This window comes from Beijerinckia sp. 28-YEA-48 (assembly GCF_900104955.1).
Lineage (GTDB): Bacteria > Pseudomonadota > Alphaproteobacteria > Rhizobiales > Beijerinckiaceae > Terripilifer.
Genome location: NZ_FNSI01000001.1, coordinates 5,297,906 through 5,319,205, shown reverse-complemented (window position 1 = coordinate 5,319,205; position 21,300 = coordinate 5,297,906). Strand labels below are relative to the sequence as shown.

Below are 21,300 nucleotides of genomic sequence, written 5' to 3'. Positions count from 1 at the left end.
TGTCATGATCAACCGTATCATCGCCTTTTCCGTCCATCAGCGCTGGCTAATCGTTCTGCTCACGGTCCTTGCCTGCGCGCTTGGCGCCTGGTCGCTGGCGCGCCTGCCGATCGACGCCGTTCCCGACATCACCAACAATCAGGTGCAGGTGAATGCCGTCGCGCCAGCACTGTCGCCTGTCGATATGGAACGGCAGGTCACTTTCCCCATCGAGACCGCTTTCGCTGGCATCCCCGGCCTGGAAAATACCCGCTCACTGTCGCGCAATGGCTTTGCCCAGGTCACCGCCGTCTTCTCGGAAAAGACCGACATCTATTTCGCTCGCCAACAGATCGGCGAACGCCTGATCGAGGCTAAGGAAAACCTGCCCCCCGGCACGGAAGTCCGCATCGGGCCGATTTCGACGGGCTTGGGCGAAATCTACATGTGGGCCGTACGCTACAAGCAGGTGAAGCCCGACGCCGCGCGTGATGGCAGCACCGGCTTGCAAAGCGACGGCAGCTATCTGACGCCGGAAGGCGCCCGCCTGACGAGCGAGCTGGAAAAGACCGCTTATCTCAGAACCCTGCAGGATTGGGTGATCCGGCCGCAATTGCGCAATGTGCCGGGTGTGGCTGGCGTCGATACGATCGGCGGCTTCGAGAAGCAGTTTCACGTTCAGCCCGATCCCGCCAAACTCAACAGCTTCGGCCTCTCCTTCGGCGATCTCCAGGAAGCCATTCAAAGCAACAATGCCAGCCGCGGCGCCGGCTATATCGAGCGCAATGGCGAGGGCTATGTGGTGCGCAGCGGCGGCCGGCTCGAAACCATGGACGATATCCGCGATGTGGTGGTCAGCACGCGCAAGGGCGTGCCGGTGCGCGTGCGCGATGTCGCCGATGTCTCGATCGGTCGCGAACTGCGCACCGGCAGCGCCAGCGAAAACGGCCATGAAGTGGTCGTCGGCACGGCGCTGATGCTGATCAACGGCAACAGCCGCACCGTCTCCGCCGCCGTCGACAAGAAAGTGCAGGAGATCCGCACCGCCTTTCCAGCCGACATCGAAATTCAGACGGTGCTCAACCGCACGCTCCTGGTCGACGCCACGGTCAAGACCGTCGCCAAGAATCTGGCCGAAGGCGCGCTCCTCGTCATCTTTGTGCTGTTCATCCTGCTCGGCAATTTCCGCGCCGCCTTCATCACCGCTTTGGTCATTCCCATCGCCATGCTGATCACCGCGACAGGCATGTTGCAGGGACGCATCAGCGCCAATCTGATGAGCCTGGGCGCGCTCGATTTCGGGTTGATCGTCGATGGCGCCGTCATCATCGCCGAAAACAGCCTGCGCCATCTGGCCGAACGACAACATAAACTCGGTCGCGCCCTCACCCGCTCGGAGCGCCTCGACACAGTCATCGCCTCGGCCGGCGAAATGGTGAAACCCTCGGTCTATGGCCAGGCCATCATCATCCTCGTCTATGTGCCGCTACTCACCTTCACCGGCGTCGAGGGCAAGATGTTCGAGCCGATGGCGCTCACCGTCATCATCGCGCTGGCAGCCGCCTTCGTCCTCTCCCTCACCTTCGTGCCGGCGGCCATCGCCATTTTCCTCAACCGCCCGGTGCAGGAAAAAGAAAACATGGCCATCCGCGCCTTCAAAAGCGCCTACCAACCGGCTTTGATGCGCGCCCTGGCACGTCCCGGCGTCACCATCATCACCGCCGTGGCCTTGTTTGTCGGCGCCATGCTGATGCTCTCCCGTCTTGGCCAGGAATTCATTCCGCAGCTCGACGAAAAGAACATCGCCATGCACGCGATCCGCATTCCCAGCACGTCGCTGACGCAATCGCAGGACATGCAGCTCGCCGTGGAAAAGGCCGTCAGCCAATTCCCCGAAGTCGCCTTCGTCTTCTCCAAGACCGGCACGGCCGAGATCGCCGCCGATCCGATGCCGCCCAATACGTCGGACACGTTCATCATTCTCAAGCCGCAGACGGATTGGCCCAATCCGTCCGAACCGAAGGAAAGCCTGGTCAATCGCATCAAGCAGAGCGTCGAGGGCCTGCCCGGCAACAATTATGAATTCACCCAGCCGATCCAGATGCGCTTCAACGAACTGCTCGCGGGCGTGCGCGGCGACGTCGCTGTAAAAGTCTTCGGCGACGATTTCCCCACCCTGCTGCGCAGCGCCAATCAGATCGCCACCATCCTACGTCAAGTTCCAGGCGCACAGGACGTGCGCGTCGAACAGGCGGCTGGCCTGCCCTTCCTGGAGATCAATGTCGACAAGTCGCAGCTGGCTCGCGTCGGCCTCAGCCTCGGCATGGTCCATGGCGTTATCGGCTCGGCCATCGGCGGCGAGCGGGCTGGCGTCGTCTTCGAGGGCGACCGGCGTTTCCCGATCATCGTGCGTCTGCCCGATAGCGCCAGGCAGGACATCACCGCGCTCGAAAACCTGCCCGTGCCGCTACCGGTCAGCGCCGATGGCGCGCGCCGCTCGATCCCGCTGAAACAACTCGCCGCGTTCAATGTGGTCGAAGGACAGAACCAGATCTCGCGCGAAAATGGCAAACGCCGCATCGTCGTTACCGCCAATGTGCGCGGTCGCGACATCGCCTCCGTGGTGCATGAAGCGCGCAGCGAGATCGAGCGCAAGGTGCAGATCCCCGCTGGCTATTGGGTGACCTGGGGTGGTCAGTTCGAGAATCTGGCGGCCGCGCAGCAGCGCCTGATGATCGTCGTGCCCGCCTGCTTCTTCCTGATCTTCATCCTGTTGTTCTCGGCGCTGCGCTCGGTGCGCGACGCGCTGCTTGTCTTCAGCGCCGTGCCCCTGGCGTTGACGGGCGGCATCGCGGCGCTTTGGCTGCGCGACATGCCGCTGTCGGTCTCGGCCGCCGTCGGCTTCATCGCGCTGTCGGGCATTGCCGTGCTCAACAGCCTGGTGATGCTGACCTTCATCCGACAATTGGTGGAGGAAGGAAAATCGATCCGCGAGGCGATCTATGAAGGCGCGATGACGCGCTTACGCCCCGTGGTGATGACGGCGCTTGTCGCCTCGCTCGGCTTCGTGCCGATGGCGCTCGCCACCGGCACAGGTGCTGAGGTGCAGCGCCCCATCGCCACGGTCGTCATCGGCGGGCTGATCAGTGCGACTTTGCTCACGCTCTTGGTATTGCCGGCGCTCTACAGCCGTTTTGGTCGTGTGGCGGCAGCTCGCAGGGACCAAGAGCATTCAGACGCTTCGATCCCTTCAAAGCAGTTGGAGCCTATAAACGAAACACTCTGACACACGCTCTATCTGTCATCCTGGGTCGCTTGCAGCGCCTGGGATGACACCGAGAGCGCGCTTCTTCAATAGGAGCGCGGCAGACCCAACACATGTTCGGCGAGGTACGACAAGATCAGATTGGTCGAGATCGGCGCGACTTGATAAAGCCGCGTCTCGCGAAATTTACGCTCGACATCATATTCGGCGGCGAAACCGAAACCGCCATGGGTCTGCAAACAGGCATTCGCCGCCTCCCATGACGCATCAGCCGCGAGCTGCTTCGCCATATTGGCTTCCGCCCCGTTCGGCTTGCCGGCATCATGCAGCGCTGCAGCGTTGTAACGCATGAGATCGGCGGCGCGGATGTTCATATAGCTGCGCGCGATCGGAAACTGCACGCCCTGATTCATGCCGATCGGCCGGTCGAACACCACGCGCTCGCCCGCATAGGCCCGCGCCTTGTCGACGAACCAATAGCCGTCGCCGATACATTCGGCCGCGATCAGCACGCGCTCGGCGTTGAAGCCGGCGAAGATCGTGCGAAAGCCCTGCCCTTCCTCGCCGATCAGATTTTCGGCGGGAATTTCAAGATCGTCGAAAAACACCTGATTGGTCTCGTGGTTGACCATATTGGCGATCGGCGTCATCGCCATGCCGCCTTTCAACGCCTGCGCGACATCAACGATGAACACCGACAGGCCATCGGTCTTTTTCTTCACTTGATCGAGGGGCGTGGTGCGCGCCAAGAGGATCATCAGGTCGGAATGCTGCAACCGTGACGTCCAGACTTTTTGGCCGTTGACCACATAGCGGTCGCCGCGTTTCACCGCAGTCGTCTTCAGCTTGGTCATGTCCGAGCCAGTGGTCGGCTCCGTCACCGCCATGGATTGCAGGCGCAGTTCGCCGCTGGCGATGCGCGGCAGATAGGCCTGCTTCTGCGCTTCCGATCCAGCCCGGAGCACGGTCGACATATTGTACATCTGCCCATGCACCGAGCCGGAATTGCCGCCGGAGCGATTGATCTCCTCCATGACGATGGAGGCCTCGGTGAGACCAAGGCCAGACCCGCCATACTCCTGCGGGATCAGCGCCGCCAGCCAGCCCCCCTTGGTCAGCGCCTCAGCGAATGCTTCCGGATAGGCCCGCGCCTCGTCGACGGATCGCCAATAGGCGCCATCATAGGCCGCGCAAAGATCGCGCACCGCTTCGCGGATATCGGCGTGGTCTTCGGACGTCGGAATCTGCATGGCGTTTCGTTCACCTCAGTGCGATCGTTTTGTTCGACTTTAAAGCGGGATGGCTACGGGTCAATGCATCGCCGAACGCCCATCGATGCCGTCGCCGCACGGGGCCCATGCAATGCCCATCCTTGTTCGCAACCCGGCAAGGGGCTACGCAGGAAGAAAGCATTTCGCGCAACGGAGAAACGCCATGGAACTCGGCTTCAAGGGAGAACGCGTCCTCATCACCGGCAGCACCAAGGGCATCGGCTATGCCTGCGCCGAGACCTTCGCCGCTGAAGGCTGCTCCATCGTCATCACCGGCCGCGACGCCGCCACCGTCGAGGCGGCGCGCAAGAAATTGGCCGGCACCTATCAAGTCGCGGTCGAAGGCTTCGCCGGCGATCTCTCGCAGCCTGCCGAGCGCGAGCGGCTGGCGGCCCAGGCCAAAGATATCGACATTCTCGTCAACAATGCCGGCGCCATCCCCGGCGGCGGCCTGCTCGATCTCTCCATGCAGACCTGGGAACAAGCCTGGGCGCTAAAGGTGATGGGCTATATCCATCTCAGCCAGATCTATCTCGGCCGCATGAAGGAAAAGGGCTCCGGCGTCATCGTCAACATCATCGGCGGCGGCGGCCGCAGCCCGCGCTATGACTATGCCTGCGGCGGCACCGGCAATGCGGCGCTGATGGCCTTCACCGGCGCCATCGGCGGACGCTCCGTCGATTGGGGCGTCCGCGTCTTCGGCATCAACCCCTCTTCAACAAAAACCGATCGCGCCGTCACTCTGGCCAAGGCCCGCGCCAAGACCAAATATGGCGACGAAAGCCGCTGGCAAGAAATGGAGCAGCACGCACCGCTCGGCCGCCTCGCCGAACCCGGCGAAATGGCCCGCACCGCCGTCTTCCTCGCTTCGCCCGCCTGCGGCTATGTCAGCGGCGCAACGCTCGATGTCGACGCCGGCAGCGCTTATCGCGGCGGAGCGGTGTAAACCGCGCCGCCTTCACGTTTGACCAATAACATCGGCGATTCAGATCAGAGCCCAGCCCAAGGATGCGGGTTGCCGCTCGTGTCGATGTAATAGGACTTCTGCTGCATATAGGCGCGCAGACCGTCGCGGCCCTTCTCGCGGCCAAGGCCGCTCGCCTTCATGCCGCCGAACGGTGTCGAGATCGAGAACTGCTTATAGGTGTTGATCCACACCGTGCCGGCCTTGATGGCCGCGCCGATGCGCAGCGCCTTGACGACGTCCCGCGTCCAGATCCCGCAGGCAAGGCCATATTCGTTGTCGTTGGCGTCGCGGATCAAGGTCTCTTCATCGTCGAAGGGGAACACGGTCAGCACCGGACCGAACACTTCCTCACGGCAGATTTCGGCACCCGGCGCCATATCGCCGATGATCGTCGGCTCGTAATAGACACCTTCGTTATAGTTGCCGCCCGACGGACGCTGCCCCCCTGCCAGAACGGTGCCTTTGTCCCGGCGCGCCTGAGCGATGAAACGCTCGACGCTGGCGCGATGATCTTCGTGAATCATCGGCGCCACCTGGGTGCTGCTTTCGAACGGATGGCCGACGCGCAGCGCCTTTGTCCGCGCGACAAGCCGCTCCATGAACGCCGCATAGATCGAGCGCTGCACATAAAGCCTGGAACCGGCAATGCAGGACTGGCCCGTCGAAGAGAAGATGCCGAACAGCAGGCCGGCAATGGTCAGGTCGATATCGGCATCCTCGAACACGATCGTCGGCGACTTGCCGCCGAGTTCGAGCGACACCGGCATCAGCTTCTCGGCCGCCTTGCGGGCGAGATTGCGACCAACCGACGTGCCTCCCGTGAACGACACCTTGCCGATCGCCGGATGGGTGACCAGGAGATCGCCGACAATGCCGCCTGCCCCCGGCAGAACCGACAGCAGGCCTTTCGGCAAACCGCTCTCGTCGATGATGCGCGCCAGCTCTAGCGACACCAGTGGGCTCCACGAGGCCGGCTTGAGGATCACCGCATTGCCGGCAGCGAGCGCCGGCGCGATTTTCTGTGCATCGCTGGCGATCGGCGAATTCCACGGCGTGATCGCGGCGACAACGCCGATCGGCTCCCAGCGCGACAGGGTGATGTAATCGCCACGCGCCGGCGTGATCTGCTCTTCTTCCGTTTCGCAGACCGCGGCGAAATAGCGGAACGTGCCGGCAGCGCTAGCGGCCAGTGCCCGCGTCTCGCCGAGCGTCTTGCCCGTGTCGCGCGTCTGAATATAGGAGATGCGATCGATATTGCGGGAGATGCCTTCGGAGATTTTGTAAAGGAAGGTGGCGCGCTCATGCGGCTTCAGGCGCTTCCAGCTCGCCGCGTTGGCGGCTTCCTGCGCCCGCGCGATCGCGTCCTCGACGTCGGCGGCCGAAGCGCCGGAGACTGTGGCATTGTGCGTGCGATCGGCCGGGAAGATCGAGGTGATCTCCGCGCCCTGTCCCTTGCGCCATTCACCGCCAACATAGAGGCGATCACGCGGCATATCGATCTTGTCGAGCATCTCATTCAACTCCAACAAATATAAACGTTTAGAGCGGCCGCTGTGGCAGCCACTCTATCTTTTAAATCTAGCTATTGAGCGGCACGTTCCAGGCATCATAGCCATAGAGCCAGTCAACATTGCCGTCGGTGCGCAACCATTCATTGCCACGCGAACCGACCTGCACTTTCGCCGTGCGATCCAGCCGCGCCGCTTCATAGGCCGCCAAAGCCTGCGGCACAGGACGATCCAACAGAGCACGCGCCAGCACCACCGCATCCTCGATGGCCATGCCGGCGCCTTGCGCCATGAACGGCATCATCGGATGGCAGGCATCGCCGAGCAGAACCACCGCACCCGAAGACCAGCTCTTCATCGGATCGCGCACATTGAGCGCCGACTTTTTCACATCTGAAACAGGCGTCAACAACGCCTGGGCTTCAGCATTGAAATCCGCATAGGTCTCCCGCAGCTCGTTGGGGTCGCCATCGGTCGTCCAGGATTCATGCTTCCAGTCCTGCGCCTTGGTGGCGAAGATGAAGGTCTCGCGGCCCTGGTTGAGCGGGAAAGTGACGATCTGCCGATCCGACGTCGGACCCCACCATTTGGTGAAGGCATCGAGATTGGGCACGGACAGGCTCGATTGCGGCACGACGGTCCGGAAAGCGATGAGCCCGGTGAACTCCGGCTTATCGGGGCCGAACAATGCGGCGCGAACAACTGAGTGAATGCCGTCAGCACCGATGATCACATCGGCCTTGACCACCTCGCCCGTCGTCAAAGTCAGAGAAGGCCCTGCGGCAGAAGCATCGATCGCCTGGACACGCTGGCCGAAACGGATGCAATCGTCTGGCAGTGGATCGGTGAGCGCTTTCAAAATATCAGCGCGATGGATGGTGAGCTGCGGCGCGCCGTAAAGTTTCTCGGCTTGGTCACCCATCGGCAGACGCGAAGTCTCCTCGCCCGTGTCCCAGGTGCGGCTGATGCGATAGGTCGGCCGTGCCGCCGTCTCGCGAATGGCCTTGCCAATGCCAAGCCCATCGAGAACCCGCACCGCATTGGGCGTCAGATTGATGTCGGCGCCGATCCGAGTGAATTGCGCGGCCTGTTCAAACACCAGGGCATCATGGCCGAGCTTGCGCAGCGCCAGGGCAGCGGTCAATCCGCCGACACCGCCACCGACAATGACAATCCGAAGCTTGCTCATGAACCCCTCGCCTACAGGACTTATAAAGCCCAGCATCTTCCTCAAGGCGACCTTCGAGGCAAGGCGGAAATCCCCCCTTCCGGGCCCGGATCGGAGAGTGTTTTGCGAGCAAAACGCGGCGCGTTTAAGCGGTGAAACGCGCCATCGAAACCAGAGGCCGCGCCCGCCTGCAACAGAAATTGAGACACAAAAACAATCTCCGCCGGGTTTGGCCCGGCGGAGATCTTGTTTGCCTAGATCGTGAGAAGCGTTGGCTGTCAGAAGCGTCTGCGGAAGGTATTGCCACCGCCTTGGTTAGCCCTGGGCTGGTTCACGGCGACGTTCCGGCTGAAGCTCGGCTGACGCGCCGTAAAGCTCGGCTGACGGGCTGCGAAGCTTGGTTGGCGCATCGTCACGGCTTCCCGGCGCTGGACGAAGTTTTGCTGACGCTGCACGTATTTCTGTTGCACGACACGCTGGGTGAACTGCGGCCGGGGGCCGACAAGCGGGTTCACGGGCCGGAAGGCGCTGGCATTTTGAACCGTCGACTGAGGCTTCAACCCACCGATCGGGAATGGCTTCGGCGGCTTAGCGTTGCCCGTAACCAATGGGGGAAGCTTATTGGGGCCGACGAGGATCGACGAAGGCTTGCCACCACCCGGCGTGCCATTGTTGGCGATCGGGCCGGTACCACCCGGAGGCGGTTTGCCAGCGCCCGAACCCGCGCCACCCGGAGGCGGATTGCCGGCCGGAGGTTTGCCGGCTCCCGAGCCGGTGCCGCCGGGCGCGCCATTGCCAGCCACGGGGCCGGTGCCGCCAGGTTTGCCGTCCGGCTTGCAGAACTGGCCGGCAATGCCGCATTCCATGTCAGGCTTTCCAGCTCCGCCAGGCTTGCCACCTTGGCCCGGTTTACCCCCTGGGCCCTGCGTGATGATGATGATCGGCGGCGGAAGCTTCGTGGGCGTCCAGTGCCCACCGCCCGGCCACCGGCCACCGACGATGACGGGGTATCCACGCTCGACATAGCGCGGCGGCCCGACGATCGGACCCATGGCCGGCATGGGAAGCGCCATCGGCGCCATCGCGGGCAGCGGCATCATTGGCATGGCGGCGCGGGGCGCCGGCGGCGGAGCACCGATGCCGCAGCTTTTACCGAACTGGCTCTGGGGCACGAAGATCCAGAGGTTCGGATCGCTTTGGAAGCCGGCATTCTGCATGACCGGCCCGTCTTCCTCCGGCGGAAGAGGCGCCCAGCCGACATCGTTGCCGCGGTTGTTCCAGGCCACCCAGCCCGGCGAGAATTCGGCGCCCGGCACCCAGAGCCAGCCTTGCTGAGCGTCCAGGGTCCAGCGTCCGTAATGGTGTACGATCGCGCCCCATTCGGTCTTGTCATCGAAGTACCAAGCCTGGGAGGCGTTGTTGTAAGTCCAGTGGCAGGGCTCATAAGGCCGCCAGTTCTGCGACACCTGGGTCGGCTTCCAGACATCGCCGTACTTCTCGTGTTTCAGGAATTGGCCGTAGCGGGCCAGCATCTGCTGGACTTCGCCACCGCCATTGCCTTGCTGGCCGGCATCGGCCGAGGTCGGGGCCTGTGGCGCGCTCCCCATTTCCGCGCTGGCGGCGGAGACGAGGAAAAGAGACGTGCCAACCAAGAGGGCGGCCGCGAAAGCCGGCCGCCGCGCGAAGGAACGTCTGTCGGTCTTGCTTGCAATATTGAGCATGGGACTGATCCTATCCATTGCTGCGGGCTGGTTTGCCGCGGCGCCTCCCGAATGAAGGCGATGAATGAGGATGCCTCGGCTTGCGAGCCTCTTGCGTGCGCGAAAGCACATGCGATGCAGATGCCCATTGAGGGCCTGTCGGGGCGGCTTTCTGGAAAGGTCGACCAGGCTCGATGACGAGCGCTGGCACAGCGCGGCGCGCTGGCCAGTTCAGATTCTATCGCGACCGAAAAATGCTAGTGCCCGACGAGCGAAAGCGCATTGGCGCCGGTGATCAGAGCCTTCTCCTTTTCGGCTACGCCAGCTGCGTCCAGCCCCGCGAATAATCTTTGGCGGATCGGCCCCTCGTTGACGATCGGCCAGTCGCTACCCGCGATCACGCGATCGGCGCCGAGAATGTCGATCGAAGCGCGGATCTGCACCGGATCAAAGCCCATGGTGTCGATCCAGACGTGCTTGCGCAGCGCCGCGATCGTGCCTTCAGACAAGACACTGTGATGAACAAAGCCATGCGCCATCGCCAGACCGCCGAAGGCCAGCGCCGTGACGACCACTTTCAGACCCGGCAATTGCGTGAAGGCGCCACTTTCGATCAGCGCGATCAGCGCCGCCGAATTCACCGTGCCACGCGCGAACAGCACGCCAAGCCGGCCATAGCGCGACATCTGATCGGTCAGTGGCTGCGGATTGACCGGATGGACAAAGACCGGCACGCCAAGCTCCGCCGCCGCCTGCAAAGCCGGCCGTGCCTGCGGGGCATCGATCAACAGATCGCCACGGGCGCTGTCGACAAAAATGCCCGCAAGCTTCAGCTGTTTGACGGCGCGCTCGACCTCGCGTCCCGCTCGGTCCCCGTCATAGGCGTCAATTGTCGCCAATGCGCGCAGCCGTCCCGTATGGCGCCCCGCCAGCTCCGCCAATTCATCATTGATATCGACAATCGTCCCGTGGGCCAGATGCCCGTCGGCATCGGCGAGCAGCGCCGCCGGCGTATTCACCACCCGCATGTTGAGGTCGCCGTTCCGAACGTCCTGCAACAGCAAGTCTTCATCGGCGAGCTTGCGGTTCAATTCGAGCCAACGCGCCTGCTGGTTCGGCGGAAAGGTCCGCGTTGCCGTCGATTCAAAACGGGATGGAATGTGATGATTATGAAAATCGACGACGAAATCCGCTGACATACGAGCCCCTCCTAGGCAATCTTTCTAATGTTTGACTTGACCGCAAGCGACAGCGCGTCCTCTCCGATCAGTGCTTTTACGCGGGGAATGACATTCCTGGCAAAATTTTCCTGCTCCTCGATCAATGGAAAGAAGGACAGAAGATAGGTCGAGATGCCGATATGCCAGAAGGCGGCGATCTTTTCAGCCACCTGATCGTAGCTGCCAACGAAGCCGGGCAAAGTGCCGCCATTGGCGCCGATCATCCGCGCATTGTATTTGCGGCCATAGCTCAGCGTTTGCGCCTTCGGATCAACATTCTTGCGCATGTCCTGCGCCCGCGTATCGTAGAACGTATCTTGAATACGGAACAATTCCGCCAAGGCGGCCTGCGCTTCCGCCTCGGTTTCGCGGGTGATCGAAAAGCCGGTGATGCCGAATTTAAGCGGCGCGCCCGGCCGCGCCTTGGCCCGCATCGCCGCGACGTCGCCAACCACGTCTTCGATCGGCCGGCCATTGATCAGCCAGACATCGGAATAGTCACGCGCGAGCTGGCGCCCCGGCTCCGATTCGCCGCCTGAATAGATCACCGGACGCTTGCGGAAACGCGACGTCGGCCGCAGGGCATAGGCGTCGATGTTGAAATGCGCGCCTTGATGCGTGACCGTTTCGCCTTCCATCAGGCGCTTCACCACATCGAGCCATTCCGCGCCATAGGCATAGCGCGCGTCATGCGCTGGAAAGCCGATGCCGGAACGCTCAAGCTCTGGAATGAACCAGGCATTGACTACATTGATGGCGAAACGGCCGTGGCTGATGTCCTCGATCCCCAGCGCCATCTTGGCGAGCACCACCGGATGATAGAGGCGAGGCTTGATCGCCGCGATGATCTCGATCCGTTCCGTGATGGCCGCAACCGCGGCGGCCACGGTCCAGGCTTCCTGGATCTCCTCGCTTTGATCGAGCGGATTGATCGTGTGCTGCGCGTAGAGAATGGTATCGAAGCCAGCCTTTTCAGCGCTGAGAGTCATGTCGCGCGTCAGATCATAACTGGCGACAATGCGCTCCTTCAAAGGGTCGATGACCCATTTGCCGCGATAGGGCGCCCAGACACCGAACTGAATGGGCGAAGAGGAATCGGCACGAAGACGATCAGGCATGGCTTATTCCAGGTTCACGCAAATAGGGACGGACTAAAGATAAGAACCGGGCGGCGGCATTTGGCCGTTCAGGTAATAATTGCCGAGATGGAACTCTTTCCATCGCAACGGATCATGCAGCGAATGGGTCCGCGCATTGCGCCAATGCCGGTCAAGACCATACTTGCCGAGTGTCGCCCGGGCGCCGGTGAGCAAAAAGAACTGATCGGCGATGTGGGTCGCCGCTTCCGAACAGAGCAGGCGCGCATCGGCGACCGCAAGCCGCGCTTCCAGCACCGCATGTTCGGACGGAAGCGCCCGCGCATGATCGATCTTCCCGGCGGCAGCCTCCAGCACGAGTGCGGCCGTCCGCAGCTTGACGCCAAACTTGCCGAATTCGCGCACCACGAAGGGCTCTTCCCAATGATGCGCATTGGGATTGCCGTTCCATGGCCGATTGTTCTCGCGAATATAATCCGCCGCATCGGCCAGCACTTCGTCGGCGATGCCCAGATCAATCGCCGCATGGATAAGGCCGGCATTCAGTGAATAGGAGCGGCCATCGGCGCCCGGCGGCAACATCGGAAAAACATGATGGTCCGGTACGAAAACATCGGTAAAAATCGTCGTTCCGCTGGCTGTCAACCGCTGGCCCATGCCATCCCAGTCGTCGATCAGCTCGATTCCAGCGCCGTTCGCATCGACGAAATAGATAAAGGCTTCGTGCTGGCCATCCCTATCGAAATGCGCGGTGAAAGGAATCCACTGGGCGAAGAGCGCGCCGGTGGAATAGTATTTACGGCCGGTGATCCGCCAACCGCCCTCCACCTTGCGCAGATCATGCACATAGTCATTGGGCCGACGCTTAGTATCCTCCGAATGCGCATTGCCGATGCGATCACCGGCGAGGAAGCGCTTGAAGAAGAAAGCCGCCTGTTCAGCGGTTCCGTTCGCAACCGTCGGGACCCAGCAGAAATGATTCTGCGGGATTTGGCCAATGCTCGGATCAGCGGCCGACAGGAGCCGGAAGACTTTGGAGACGGTCACGGCGGACACATCGGCGCCACCATGCTCTTTCGGCACGGCAATACCGAAGAAGCCAGCCTGCGTCAGCGCTTCGATCTCTTCACGAGGCAGAATACGCTTCTGGTCGCGGGCAATGGCGCCCGTGCGGAAGCTCGCCGCAAGCCGCCCCACGACGTCGAGCGCTTCCGCGTCGGAACGAATGACATGCACGCCCGGCTCAGCGGGAACGCTTTGAACCACTTTCAGATGACTGGCCATGGGATAGCTCCGATCACGCGCCGATGAAGGCGTTGAACTCTTCGGTGAAAGTTGAATCGACTTTGATCGGCTGCGGAATGACCGCCTGAGCCAGGAACGTGTCGGCGATGTCCTGCCCGTTGACGATCAGCGCCCGATCGATCGGGCGCAGGCCTGCCGGTCGCTTGCGCTCGGAGGCCAAAGCGACGTCATAGGGAATGCGCAGCAGCTCGGCCACCGCGCGGGCCCGCGTCTCCTGATTGTTACGTGCCCAGGCCAGATGACGGTGCAATTGCCGCACGAAGAGGCCGACACCGGCGCGCTGCTGCGCCACGGCTTTTTCCGTCGCGATATAGAACAGCGAATTGTCACATCCGGCCTCGCCCGCATTGAGAATGCGTCGTGCGCCTTCCGCCTCATATTGCGACAACGACGCATCGATGAAGACCGAGGCATCGACACCACCCGTCTCAAGCACCGCCAGAATATTGGTGCCCGCCGGCAGAGTGACCGAAACCACATCGGTGATCTTCAGCCCTTCGGCGCGCAGCGCTTTCGTCAGCAGCCATTGCGCATTGGTGGCGCGCGGATAAGACACCTTCTTGCCGACGAGTTCCTTCACGCTGCGGATCGACGAGGTTTTGTAGACGATGATCGCCTCACCCTCGGGCCAGGGCTGCGTGGCGGCGACGATCTTGATGGGAATGCCGGCAGCCTGGGCAACGACCGGACCAACCTCGCCGACTTCGGCCACATCGAGCTCGCCCGCGTCCAACGCCTGCAGCATCGCCGGCACGCTGTTGAAGCGGATGATCTCGATCGCGCCATCAGCCGGCTTGTCATCGCCATTGGCCGGGAAGGTCGCCGCCACCCCGTAGATATTATTGGTACCGACTTTTACAGGCCGCTGACCCTGCGCCCGCGCGATGGACAGGAACGGACCCAAAGCCATCGCGGCGGTAAGAGACCGACGGGTAATATCTGCGGACAAACGAGCCTCCTAATTAATATATAATTTTGATAGACTAACTTGACTTTAGTGTCAAACCTGCAATGCTCGCCTTGTTGAAAGCGTGGAGGTTTGATGATGTTTGTGTCTCGCAGGACGGCGCTGCTGGCGTCGCTTGCCACGCTCGCCGTTTCGGCTGCCCCTGCCGCGCGCGGACAGACAGGGCGGGCCGATCCCAAACGGTTGCGCATCGGCACCAGCAACACCTTCGGTTTTGCCGCCACGTTCAAAGCCAATGGCGACGACACGTTCAACGGTTTCTCGTTTGAGATCGTGCCGTTCAACGGCGGCTCGCCGCAGATCATTTCGGCGCTGAATGCCGGCGAACTCGATATCGGCGAGCTGGGCGAAGTCGGCCCCGTTGTCGCTCAATCGGCCGACATTCCGTTCAAGATCATCGCCGCGACCGAGCCTTGGGGCGAAGGCCAAGGCATTCTGGTCGATAACAAATCGACCATCGCCAACCTCGCCGACCTGAAGGGCAAGAAAATTTCCTATACGCGCAGCACCAATTCCCATTGGGTGTTGCTGAAGACCTTGGAGAAAGCTGGGCTCAAACCCGATCAGGTCCAGCACATCTTCCTGCCGCCAGGCACCAATGTGCAGGCTGTACTCGAAACCGGCGGCATCGATGCCGCCATCGCCATCGACACTTTGCTCACCGCGTTCGAGCGCTCCGGCAGCCGGCGGCTCGCCAGCGGCGCCGAGGTCGGCGCGGAAAACCCGCTCTATTACATCGCCAGCGATGCGGCGATCACCAATAAGAACGCAGCCATCGCCGCTTTCGTCGCGGCCCTGGCGAAACATGTCGCTTGGGGCCATGCGAAACCGGAAGAACGCGCCAAAGCGGTGGCGGAGCTGCTGCGGATCGATCCCGAGATTGCCCTCATCGCCGAACGCAAGCGCCCCGCTCGGCTGGCACTGATTGGCGACCGGTTGCGCGCCAACAACCAGAAAATCTCCGATGTCTTCTTCGAGCAAGGCCTGATCGGCAAACGCCTCGACGCGTCGCTGTCCTTCACCGATCAGTTCAACGGTTCCATCGCGCCATGAACGCTCTCAGCCGCCCTTTGCGCCGCGCCATCGTGCCCCTGGCCATTCTCGTGATCTGGCAAGTGCTGGCGAGCTATGGCGTGATCAACCGCCGCTTCAGTTCCTCGCCCTATGACATTGGCGTGTCCTTGGGGACGCTCGCCAGCAATGGCCAGTTGACCACCCATCTCGGCATATCCTTGTGGCGTGCCGCCTTCGGCCTGTTCGTTGGCACCACGGCGGCGCTCGCGGCAGGCATTTTCGCCGGCCTGTCGAAGGTCGGCGAGGATGCGGTGGATTCGACCATTCAGGCGATCCGCACCCTGCCCTTCCTTGGCCTCGTGCCGCTGTTCATTCTCTGGTTCGGCCTGGGCGAGACGCCGCGCATCCTGCTTGTCGCGCTCGGCTCCTTCTTTCCGGTCTATCTGAATGTCTTCAAAGGCATCCGCAGCGTCGATGAGCGGCTGATCGAATTGGGCCGCAGCTACAAGCTATCGCAATGGCGCTTGGTGCGCGACATCATCTTTCCCGCCGCCTTGCCCTCGGCGCTCGTCGGCCTGCGCTATGCCATCGGCATCTCCTGGCTCAGCCTCGTCGTCGCCGAGCAGATCAATTCGTCGTCAGGACTTGGCTGGCTGATCGTCCAGGCCAATGAACTGGCGCAAACCTCGGTGATCATGACCGCGCTCGCCATCTATGCGGTGATCGGCGTTCTCGCCGACGCCCTGGTCCGGTTGATCGAACAACGGGCGCTGCGCTGGCAACGCTCTTTCAAAGGCGCTTGAACATGCCGCTCGATACCACTCGCGACCCAATCATCCTGCACAATGTCGAACGCGCTTTCGACGGCCGGCAGATTCTGCGCGATATCAATCTTGTCATCGAGGATGGCGAATTCGTCGTCCTGGTCGGCAAGAGCGGCTGCGGCAAGTCCACCCTGCTGCGCATCGTCGGCGGTCTCGACAGCGGCGCTGAAGGACATGTGGATGTCGCCCCAGAACATGCCATCTGCTTCCAGGATCCAAGATTGCTGCCGTGGAAATCGGTCTGGCGCAATGTGACGCTCGGCCTGTCCGGCCCCGGCCGGCATCTGCGCACGCGGGCGCTCGGCGCCTTGGCCGAGGTCGGCTTGCGCGAACGCGCCGATGCCTGGCCGCTCACTTTGTCGGGTGGCGAAGCACAGCGCGTTGCGCTCGCCCGCGCCTTGGTGCGCACGCCCCGGCTGCTATTGCTCGACGAACCTTTCGCGGCGCTCGATGCCTTGACACGGTTGAAGATGCAGCAACAGATATTACGTCTATGGCGTCATCACCGGATCGCGACCCTGTTCGTCACCCATGATGTCGATGAAGCCCTGCTTCTGGCGGACAGAATTCTGCTGATGGAAGCAGGCTCCATCACACGGGAATTTCGCATCGATCTCGATCGCCCACGCAAACGAGACGACGCGGACTTCGCTTTGTTGCGAAAGCAAATTCTGCTTTCGCTCGGCGTTGACGAGCAAGACGGCGGCTGACCCTTTCTCCGCCCGCCGCTGAATGGAGGCCTTCATGAATATTCATGCCGATGCCAAAACCGCCCAACAGCCCCTCCTCCACGCCGCCCTGAATTACAGCCATCGGCTGGCGGAACGGGGCTTCAATTACGCGGTCGAACCGCCGCCGGGCACGCCGCGCACCAATGTGGTGCCCGATCCCGAAACAGTCGGCATCTATGATGGCCGCACCATCGACGCCTCCATCGACCGCGAAGGCTTCGCGCTTTTCCCGCATCACAGCAATGTCACCGATTTCTTCAACGAGGACGAGGTGAAGTCCAAATATTATCCGGAGGCTGCCCGCCTGCTCGAACTGCGCACGGGCGCCGCGCGGGTGCATATTTTCGATCACACCACCCGGCGCCGGCAGATCGGCGAAGTCCTCGGCTCTGGCCGGGCGACAAGCGGCCGTGGCCCTGTCGGACGCGTGCATGTCGACCACACCGACACATCAGGCCCCAAGCGGTTGCGCGAACTTCTCGGCGATGAAGCGGACCAGCTGGCGCAACGCCCCTTCGCCATCGTCAATGTCTGGCGTCCGACGCGAGGACCGGTCGAGGATTCACCGCTCGCTGTCGCCGATGCGCGCACGATCGCGCCGGATGATCTGATCGGCACCGACCTGATCTATACCCAGCGCACGGGCGAAACCTATTCGGTGGCCTATTCGCCGCAACATCGCTGGTACTTCTATCCGCACATGCGGACGGACGAAGTGCTGTTCCTCAAATGCTACGATTCGCGCTCAACCGTGGCGCGTTTCGCGCCGCATACAGCCTTTGAGAATCCGCTGGCCCCACCTGACGCCCAACCACGCGAGAGCATCGAGCTCAGAGCCTTCGTCTTCTTCTAAGATGACGTACATATGTGCGGACCTGGCACGGTTCTGACGAAAGTCAGAACCGGCCTTAGATATGATACATCAGGTCGCTGCGCTCATCGTCGGTGAGCGCGCGCATTTCCGCCAATGTCCGATCATCGAGGACGCGCGAAATGGCGTTGCGCACCTCGTACATCATCAGCCGCACCGGACAGTTCTTCTCGTCGCAATCGTCGCAGGAGCGATAATAATTGTGGCTGGCGCAGCGGATCGGCGCCAGCGGCCCATCGAGAGCCCGCACGATCTGCCCCACGCGAATGTCATGGGCTGGCTTGGCCAACGTATAGCCGCCGCCCTTGCCCTTCTTCGACTGGACCAGGCCGACGTTGCGCAATTCGCCCAAAATGGCGTCCAGGAACTTCTTGGGAATGTTATTGGTGGTGGCGATGTCCGACACAAGCGACGGCTGGCCCGGTTCGAAACCAGCCAGGTGAACCATGGCTTTGAGCCCGTATTTTCCCTTGTTTGTCAGCAACCAAGCCACTCCGGATGCAGGCCCGCGCGCCAGACGCACCGTCTGAGCCACAAAGCCGATCAGCCTTATATAGTGTAAAGGGTCGGCTTTTTCGATCTTTTCCAGCCTTCCGCGCACAGAACAAGGCGGGAAGCCCTCCGGCTCGGGCGGCGCCAAGCTTGAACAAAACATGATGACGCTTCGTGCACCAAGCACCATTTCCACGGCCCTCGCCTAGAAATTCACATTCTATTTGAGTTGGTTAGATCCGGCTCGCCAGTCGCAAACTCCTTTAAAGATGCAGGTGGCGGTTCAAGCGCCGGGGGGATCGAGAAAAACGAAGAGAGAGTGGATGCGGCCCTTGTCGAAATGGGCGATGTCCATTCCGGTGACGGCGACTGGACCGTTGGGTGGGCCGGCCTGCCAGCGCAGCCGTCCAAGGCCGTGATGGCCAATCGCGGTACCGATCGCCGTGAAGGCGAAGTCCGGCGGCAAGCTGGCCAGCAGCGCGGTCACGGCGGCGGAAATCGCGGCATGGCCAGTGGCGGAATGATCCGGCTCATTCAACACGGCATCTTCGGCATAGAGTTCGCGGATTGCAGCGATGCGCCGCGCCGGATCGCGCTCACCAAACACACGAACGAGATTGGCCTGCATCAGGCCGTTATAATCGACGGATTGTGCGCTCATCTTCGCCTTCCAGAGTCGGGGGCTACGGGAGGGCGCATCGTCTCATACTCGCGACAATTGCACCCGCCTATCCTGTCGCGGCGATGCTGTCTTGTAGCCGAGGCGAAGATCGCCAGCTTCCCGCGTAATCAAAATTAAGCTTCTGATTTTAATAGAAAAAATCCAGGCAGATCGCAGCCAACGTCAACGCAAACGGCGTAGCCGTTTTTCAAATCTTGCATGAGTGGCGCTGGAGCGTTTTCGCGCCGAAGCACGATGCCTGGCTGGGGCGGGAGGGATCGAACCTCCGAATGGCGGAATCAAAATCCGCTGCCTTACCACTTGGCTACGCCCCACCGGCGCCGGGGCAATAGCGCATTTCCGCAGAAAGGGGAATCGTCTTTGCGCCAGGACAGTGGATTATCCAGTCCCCAGACCCTTTGAAGACCGCCCGTTTCCAACAGATTCCGCGCTTTAGCGGCACCGGCGACGGTTTGATGCGATTTTCACAATTAGCGGTTCGATTTTCTCAACAGGCGCTTGTCGCCGCCGCCCCTCGTGGCTATAAGACCGCTGCTTCGTGCTTCGGCGCGACGCAATCCAGGGCATCTCGATCGGAGTGTAGCGCAGCCTGGTAGCGCACCTGCTTCGGGAGCAGGGGGTCGGAGGTTCGAATCCTCTCACTCCGACCATTCTTTCAGTCACTTATAGACCTCGAATCGAATGGCTCCCCTCAGGGGTGATGCCCCGCGCGCGACCGCGCCCTCACGTTCAATTGGCGGCATAGGGCACGAAGGAACTGCGCGCCTCATCGACATTCAGAGGCCGCCCGACCGGCGGGAAGGCCCGTTGTGGGCAAGCGGGACGCTCGCAGATCTTGCACCCAGCGCCGATCGGCGTCGCCGCCGCCGGATTGCGCAGATCCAGTCCATCTGAATAGACGAGCCGCTCGGCATGCTGCAGATCGCAGCCGAGCGCGATGGCGAAGGTTTTGCGCGGTGCATGATAGCCGCCGCGCCCGCGCGACACCGACCGGGCGATCCACAGATAGGTGCGCTCGTCAGGCATACGCGCGATCTGCGTCAACACCCGCGCGGGCTGCGAGAAGGCTTCATAGACATTCCACAGCGGGCAGGTGCCACCGACACGCGAGAAATGAAAATCGGTTGCCGATTGTCGCTTGGAAATGTTGCCAGCGCGATCGACCCGAATGAAGAAGAACGGCACGCCGCGCGCCCCGGCCCGCTGCAACGTGCTGAGGCGATGGCAGATGGTTTCGAAGCCAACGCCGAAACGCTGGCTGAGAAGATCGATGTCATAGCGGCAAGCTTCAGCCGCCTCGCGAAACGCCGTGTACGGCAGGACCAAAGCGCCGGCGAAATAATTGGCCAGTCCTATGCGCGCCAGGCGGCGCGATTCAGCATCGGCAAAAGGACCGCTCGCGACAATCGCGTCGATCGTCTCGCGCTGTTCGAGAAAGGCCAGTTGCGTCGCCATCTGAAAGGCCTGCTGCCCAGCCCCAAGATGCGGCGACAGCCTGAGAACACCGCTCGCCGCGTCAAAACTGCGTTTCGCCTCTTTCGAGGTTTCTTCACCCACCTGCATCACCACACGCACACCATGACGATCGCGCAAACGATCGGCGATCGCCGTGGCCATGGCGCCAAGCGGAAAGTTGGCTTCGAGCGCAATCCGTTCGGCAGCGACATCGAGTTCGGCGATATGATTGTGCCGGGCATAGAAGAAATCCCGCACCTCTTCGAAGGCAGTGGACGCCATGACGGGCGCCTGACCCTGGCGATCGTCGCCGAGACGGACCGCGAGCATCGCTGATTGTTCGAGCGCACGCCGCGTGTGGCGATGCAAGGCAACGAACGCGCGCCCCACCGCCGGCATGTTGCTGGCAAGCTCCCGCACCTCGGCGGAGGCAATCGTTTCGCCGAGAATAGGATCGGCCAGCGCCTCTCGCAGATCCGCGATCAACCGCGCTTCATCATCTTCAGAGAAGAGCTGAACGTCGACGCCAAAAGCCGCATTGAGTTTGAGTAGCACGGGCACGGTCAGCGGCCGCTGATTGTTTTCGAGCTGATTGAGATAGCTCAGCGAAAGACCGATGGCCGAGGCCAGCGCCTGTTGCGTCAACTGGCGCTCTTCCCGCAGCCGTTTCAGCCGGATGCCCATGAAGGCCTTTTTCATCGCTACACCTTGCCTTCGCAAACTTTGCAAAACGCGCTGCGACGCTCCACGAATCTATGCAATTTCAGCCCTTTATTCTGACAAC

At 61.8% G+C, this 21,300-nt stretch carries 17 protein-coding genes and 2 tRNA genes; 7 read left to right on the top strand and 12 right to left on the bottom strand.

Annotated features, from left to right (window positions below):
• The first annotated feature begins 4 nt into the window (after nt 1-4).
• On the top strand, nt 5-3,265 hold the full coding sequence (locus BLW50_RS24940) for an efflux RND transporter permease subunit (protein ID WP_090707558.1): 3,261 nt from the start codon (nt 5-7) through the stop codon (nt 3,263-3,265).
• Nucleotides 3,266-3,330: 65 nt separating this feature from the next.
• Here BLW50_RS24940 and BLW50_RS24935 read toward each other — a convergent pair whose 3' ends face one another.
• Nucleotides 3,331-4,494: an acyl-CoA dehydrogenase family protein gene (locus BLW50_RS24935; RefSeq protein ID WP_090707557.1), complete on the bottom strand. Its 1,164-nt coding sequence runs from the start codon at nt 4,492-4,494 to the stop codon at nt 3,331-3,333.
• Between the two features lie 184 nt (nt 4,495-4,678).
• Between BLW50_RS24935 and BLW50_RS24930 the strand changes: the two genes are divergently transcribed.
• On the top strand, nt 4,679-5,461 hold the full coding sequence (locus BLW50_RS24930) for a short-chain dehydrogenase/reductase (RefSeq protein WP_090707556.1): 783 nt from the start codon (nt 4,679-4,681) through the stop codon (nt 5,459-5,461).
• A 44-nt stretch (nt 5,462-5,505) separates the two neighbouring features.
• On the opposite strand, the gene BLW50_RS24925 is transcribed toward BLW50_RS24930, so the two are convergent.
• From BLW50_RS24925 to BLW50_RS24895, 7 genes are all read right to left on the bottom strand, one after another.
• Entirely contained in the window at nt 5,506-6,993 is a 1,488-nt protein-coding gene (locus tag BLW50_RS24925) for an aldehyde dehydrogenase (protein ID WP_210186121.1), read from the bottom strand.
• Between the two features lie 67 nt (nt 6,994-7,060).
• Entirely contained in the window at nt 7,061-8,179 is a 1,119-nt protein-coding gene (locus BLW50_RS24920; protein WP_090707555.1) for an FAD-dependent monooxygenase, read from the bottom strand.
• Between the two features lie 257 nt (nt 8,180-8,436).
• Nucleotides 8,437-9,879 carry a DUF6600 domain-containing protein gene (locus BLW50_RS24915; protein ID WP_090707554.1) on the bottom strand — a complete coding sequence of 481 codons (1,443 nt, stop codon included), beginning with the start codon at nt 9,877-9,879 and terminating at the stop codon, nt 8,437-8,439.
• A 236-nt stretch (nt 9,880-10,115) separates the two neighbouring features.
• On the bottom strand, nt 10,116-11,057 hold the full coding sequence (locus BLW50_RS24910; protein WP_090707553.1) for an amidohydrolase family protein: 942 nt from the start codon (nt 11,055-11,057) through the stop codon (nt 10,116-10,118).
• Between the two features lie 11 nt (nt 11,058-11,068).
• Nucleotides 11,069-12,196 carry an LLM class flavin-dependent oxidoreductase gene (locus BLW50_RS24905; RefSeq protein WP_090707552.1) on the bottom strand — a complete coding sequence of 376 codons (1,128 nt, stop codon included), beginning with the start codon at nt 12,194-12,196 and terminating at the stop codon, nt 11,069-11,071.
• A gap of 33 nt (nt 12,197-12,229) precedes the next feature.
• The gene (locus tag BLW50_RS24900) at nt 12,230-13,459 is read right to left on the bottom strand and encodes an SfnB family sulfur acquisition oxidoreductase (protein WP_090707551.1); all 1,230 of its coding nucleotides are present in this window, start codon (nt 13,457-13,459) and stop codon (nt 12,230-12,232) included.
• A 13-nt stretch (nt 13,460-13,472) separates the two neighbouring features.
• Nucleotides 13,473-14,429, bottom strand: a complete 957-nt coding sequence (locus BLW50_RS24895) for an ABC transporter substrate-binding protein (protein WP_139267730.1) — start codon at nt 14,427-14,429, stop codon at nt 13,473-13,475.
• Nucleotides 14,430-14,522: 93 nt separating this feature from the next.
• On the opposite strand from BLW50_RS24895, the gene BLW50_RS24890 reads away from it, so the two are divergent.
• Genes BLW50_RS24890 through BLW50_RS24875 form a run of 4 tightly spaced genes read left to right on the top strand, consistent with a single transcriptional unit; the run spans nt 14,523 to nt 17,869 of the window.
• Nucleotides 14,523-15,500, top strand: a complete 978-nt coding sequence (locus tag BLW50_RS24890; RefSeq protein ID WP_090707549.1) for an ABC transporter substrate-binding protein — start codon at nt 14,523-14,525, stop codon at nt 15,498-15,500.
• The gene (locus BLW50_RS24885; protein ID WP_090707548.1) at nt 15,497-16,264 is read left to right on the top strand and encodes an ABC transporter permease; all 768 of its coding nucleotides are present in this window, start codon (nt 15,497-15,499) and stop codon (nt 16,262-16,264) included. Before BLW50_RS24890 ends, BLW50_RS24885 begins: the two co-directional genes overlap by 4 nt.
• 2 nt (nt 16,265-16,266) lie before the next feature.
• Nucleotides 16,267-16,995, top strand: coding sequence for an ABC transporter ATP-binding protein (locus BLW50_RS24880; protein ID WP_090707547.1), 729 nt, complete (start codon nt 16,267-16,269; stop codon nt 16,993-16,995).
• A gap of 34 nt (nt 16,996-17,029) precedes the next feature.
• Nucleotides 17,030-17,869, top strand: a complete 840-nt coding sequence (locus tag BLW50_RS24875) for a CmcJ/NvfI family oxidoreductase (protein WP_090709661.1) — start codon at nt 17,030-17,032, stop codon at nt 17,867-17,869.
• Between the two features lie 55 nt (nt 17,870-17,924).
• Here BLW50_RS24875 and BLW50_RS24870 read toward each other — a convergent pair whose 3' ends face one another.
• From BLW50_RS24870 to BLW50_RS24860, 3 genes are all read right to left on the bottom strand, one after another.
• Nucleotides 17,925-18,371, bottom strand: coding sequence for an RrF2 family transcriptional regulator (locus tag BLW50_RS24870; RefSeq protein WP_090709659.1), 447 nt, complete (start codon nt 18,369-18,371; stop codon nt 17,925-17,927).
• A gap of 291 nt (nt 18,372-18,662) precedes the next feature.
• On the bottom strand, nt 18,663-19,040 hold the full coding sequence (locus tag BLW50_RS24865) for a nuclear transport factor 2 family protein (protein ID WP_090707546.1): 378 nt from the start codon (nt 19,038-19,040) through the stop codon (nt 18,663-18,665).
• Between the two features lie 260 nt (nt 19,041-19,300).
• Nucleotides 19,301-19,375, bottom strand: a tRNA-Gln gene (locus BLW50_RS24860).
• Nucleotides 19,376-19,634: 259 nt separating this feature from the next.
• Here BLW50_RS24860 and BLW50_RS24855 point away from each other — a divergent pair.
• A tRNA-Pro gene (locus BLW50_RS24855) sits at nt 19,635-19,711 on the top strand.
• Between the two features lie 79 nt (nt 19,712-19,790).
• On the opposite strand, the gene BLW50_RS24850 is transcribed toward BLW50_RS24855, so the two are convergent.
• Nucleotides 19,791-21,215, bottom strand: a complete 1,425-nt coding sequence (locus BLW50_RS24850; RefSeq protein ID WP_090707545.1) for a short-chain fatty acyl-CoA regulator family protein — start codon at nt 21,213-21,215, stop codon at nt 19,791-19,793.
• Between the last annotated feature and the right edge of the window lie 85 nt (nt 21,216-21,300).

Coding starts and splice junctions, on each gene's coding strand:
- BLW50_RS24905 (WP_090707552.1), bottom strand. CDS start 12,196: ATGCCTGATCGTCTTCGTGCCGATTCCTCTTCGCCCATTCAGTTCGGT.
- BLW50_RS24935 (WP_090707557.1), bottom strand. CDS start 4,494: ATGCAGATTCCGACGTCCGAAGACCACGCCGATATCCGCGAAGCGGTG.
- BLW50_RS24865 (WP_090707546.1), bottom strand. CDS start 19,040: ATGAGCGCACAATCCGTCGATTATAACGGCCTGATGCAGGCCAATCTC.
- BLW50_RS24900 (WP_090707551.1), bottom strand. CDS start 13,459: ATGGCCAGTCATCTGAAAGTGGTTCAAAGCGTTCCCGCTGAGCCGGGC.
- BLW50_RS24930 (WP_090707556.1), top strand. CDS start 4,679: ATGGAACTCGGCTTCAAGGGAGAACGCGTCCTCATCACCGGCAGCACC.
- BLW50_RS24875 (WP_090709661.1), top strand. CDS start 17,030: ATGAATATTCATGCCGATGCCAAAACCGCCCAACAGCCCCTCCTCCAC.
- BLW50_RS24880 (WP_090707547.1), top strand. CDS start 16,267: ATGCCGCTCGATACCACTCGCGACCCAATCATCCTGCACAATGTCGAA.
- BLW50_RS24885 (WP_090707548.1), top strand. CDS start 15,497: ATGAACGCTCTCAGCCGCCCTTTGCGCCGCGCCATCGTGCCCCTGGCC.
- BLW50_RS24910 (WP_090707553.1), bottom strand. CDS start 11,057: ATGTCAGCGGATTTCGTCGTCGATTTTCATAATCATCACATTCCATCC.
- BLW50_RS24920 (WP_090707555.1), bottom strand. CDS start 8,179: ATGAGCAAGCTTCGGATTGTCATTGTCGGTGGCGGTGTCGGCGGATTG.
- BLW50_RS24940 (WP_090707558.1), top strand. CDS start 5: ATGATCAACCGTATCATCGCCTTTTCCGTCCATCAGCGCTGGCTAATC.
- BLW50_RS24850 (WP_090707545.1), bottom strand. CDS start 21,215: ATGAAAAAGGCCTTCATGGGCATCCGGCTGAAACGGCTGCGGGAAGAG.
- BLW50_RS24890 (WP_090707549.1), top strand. CDS start 14,523: ATGATGTTTGTGTCTCGCAGGACGGCGCTGCTGGCGTCGCTTGCCACG.
- BLW50_RS24915 (WP_090707554.1), bottom strand. CDS start 9,879: ATGCTCAATATTGCAAGCAAGACCGACAGACGTTCCTTCGCGCGGCGG.
- BLW50_RS24925 (WP_210186121.1), bottom strand. CDS start 6,993: ATGCTCGACAAGATCGATATGCCGCGTGATCGCCTCTATGTTGGCGGT.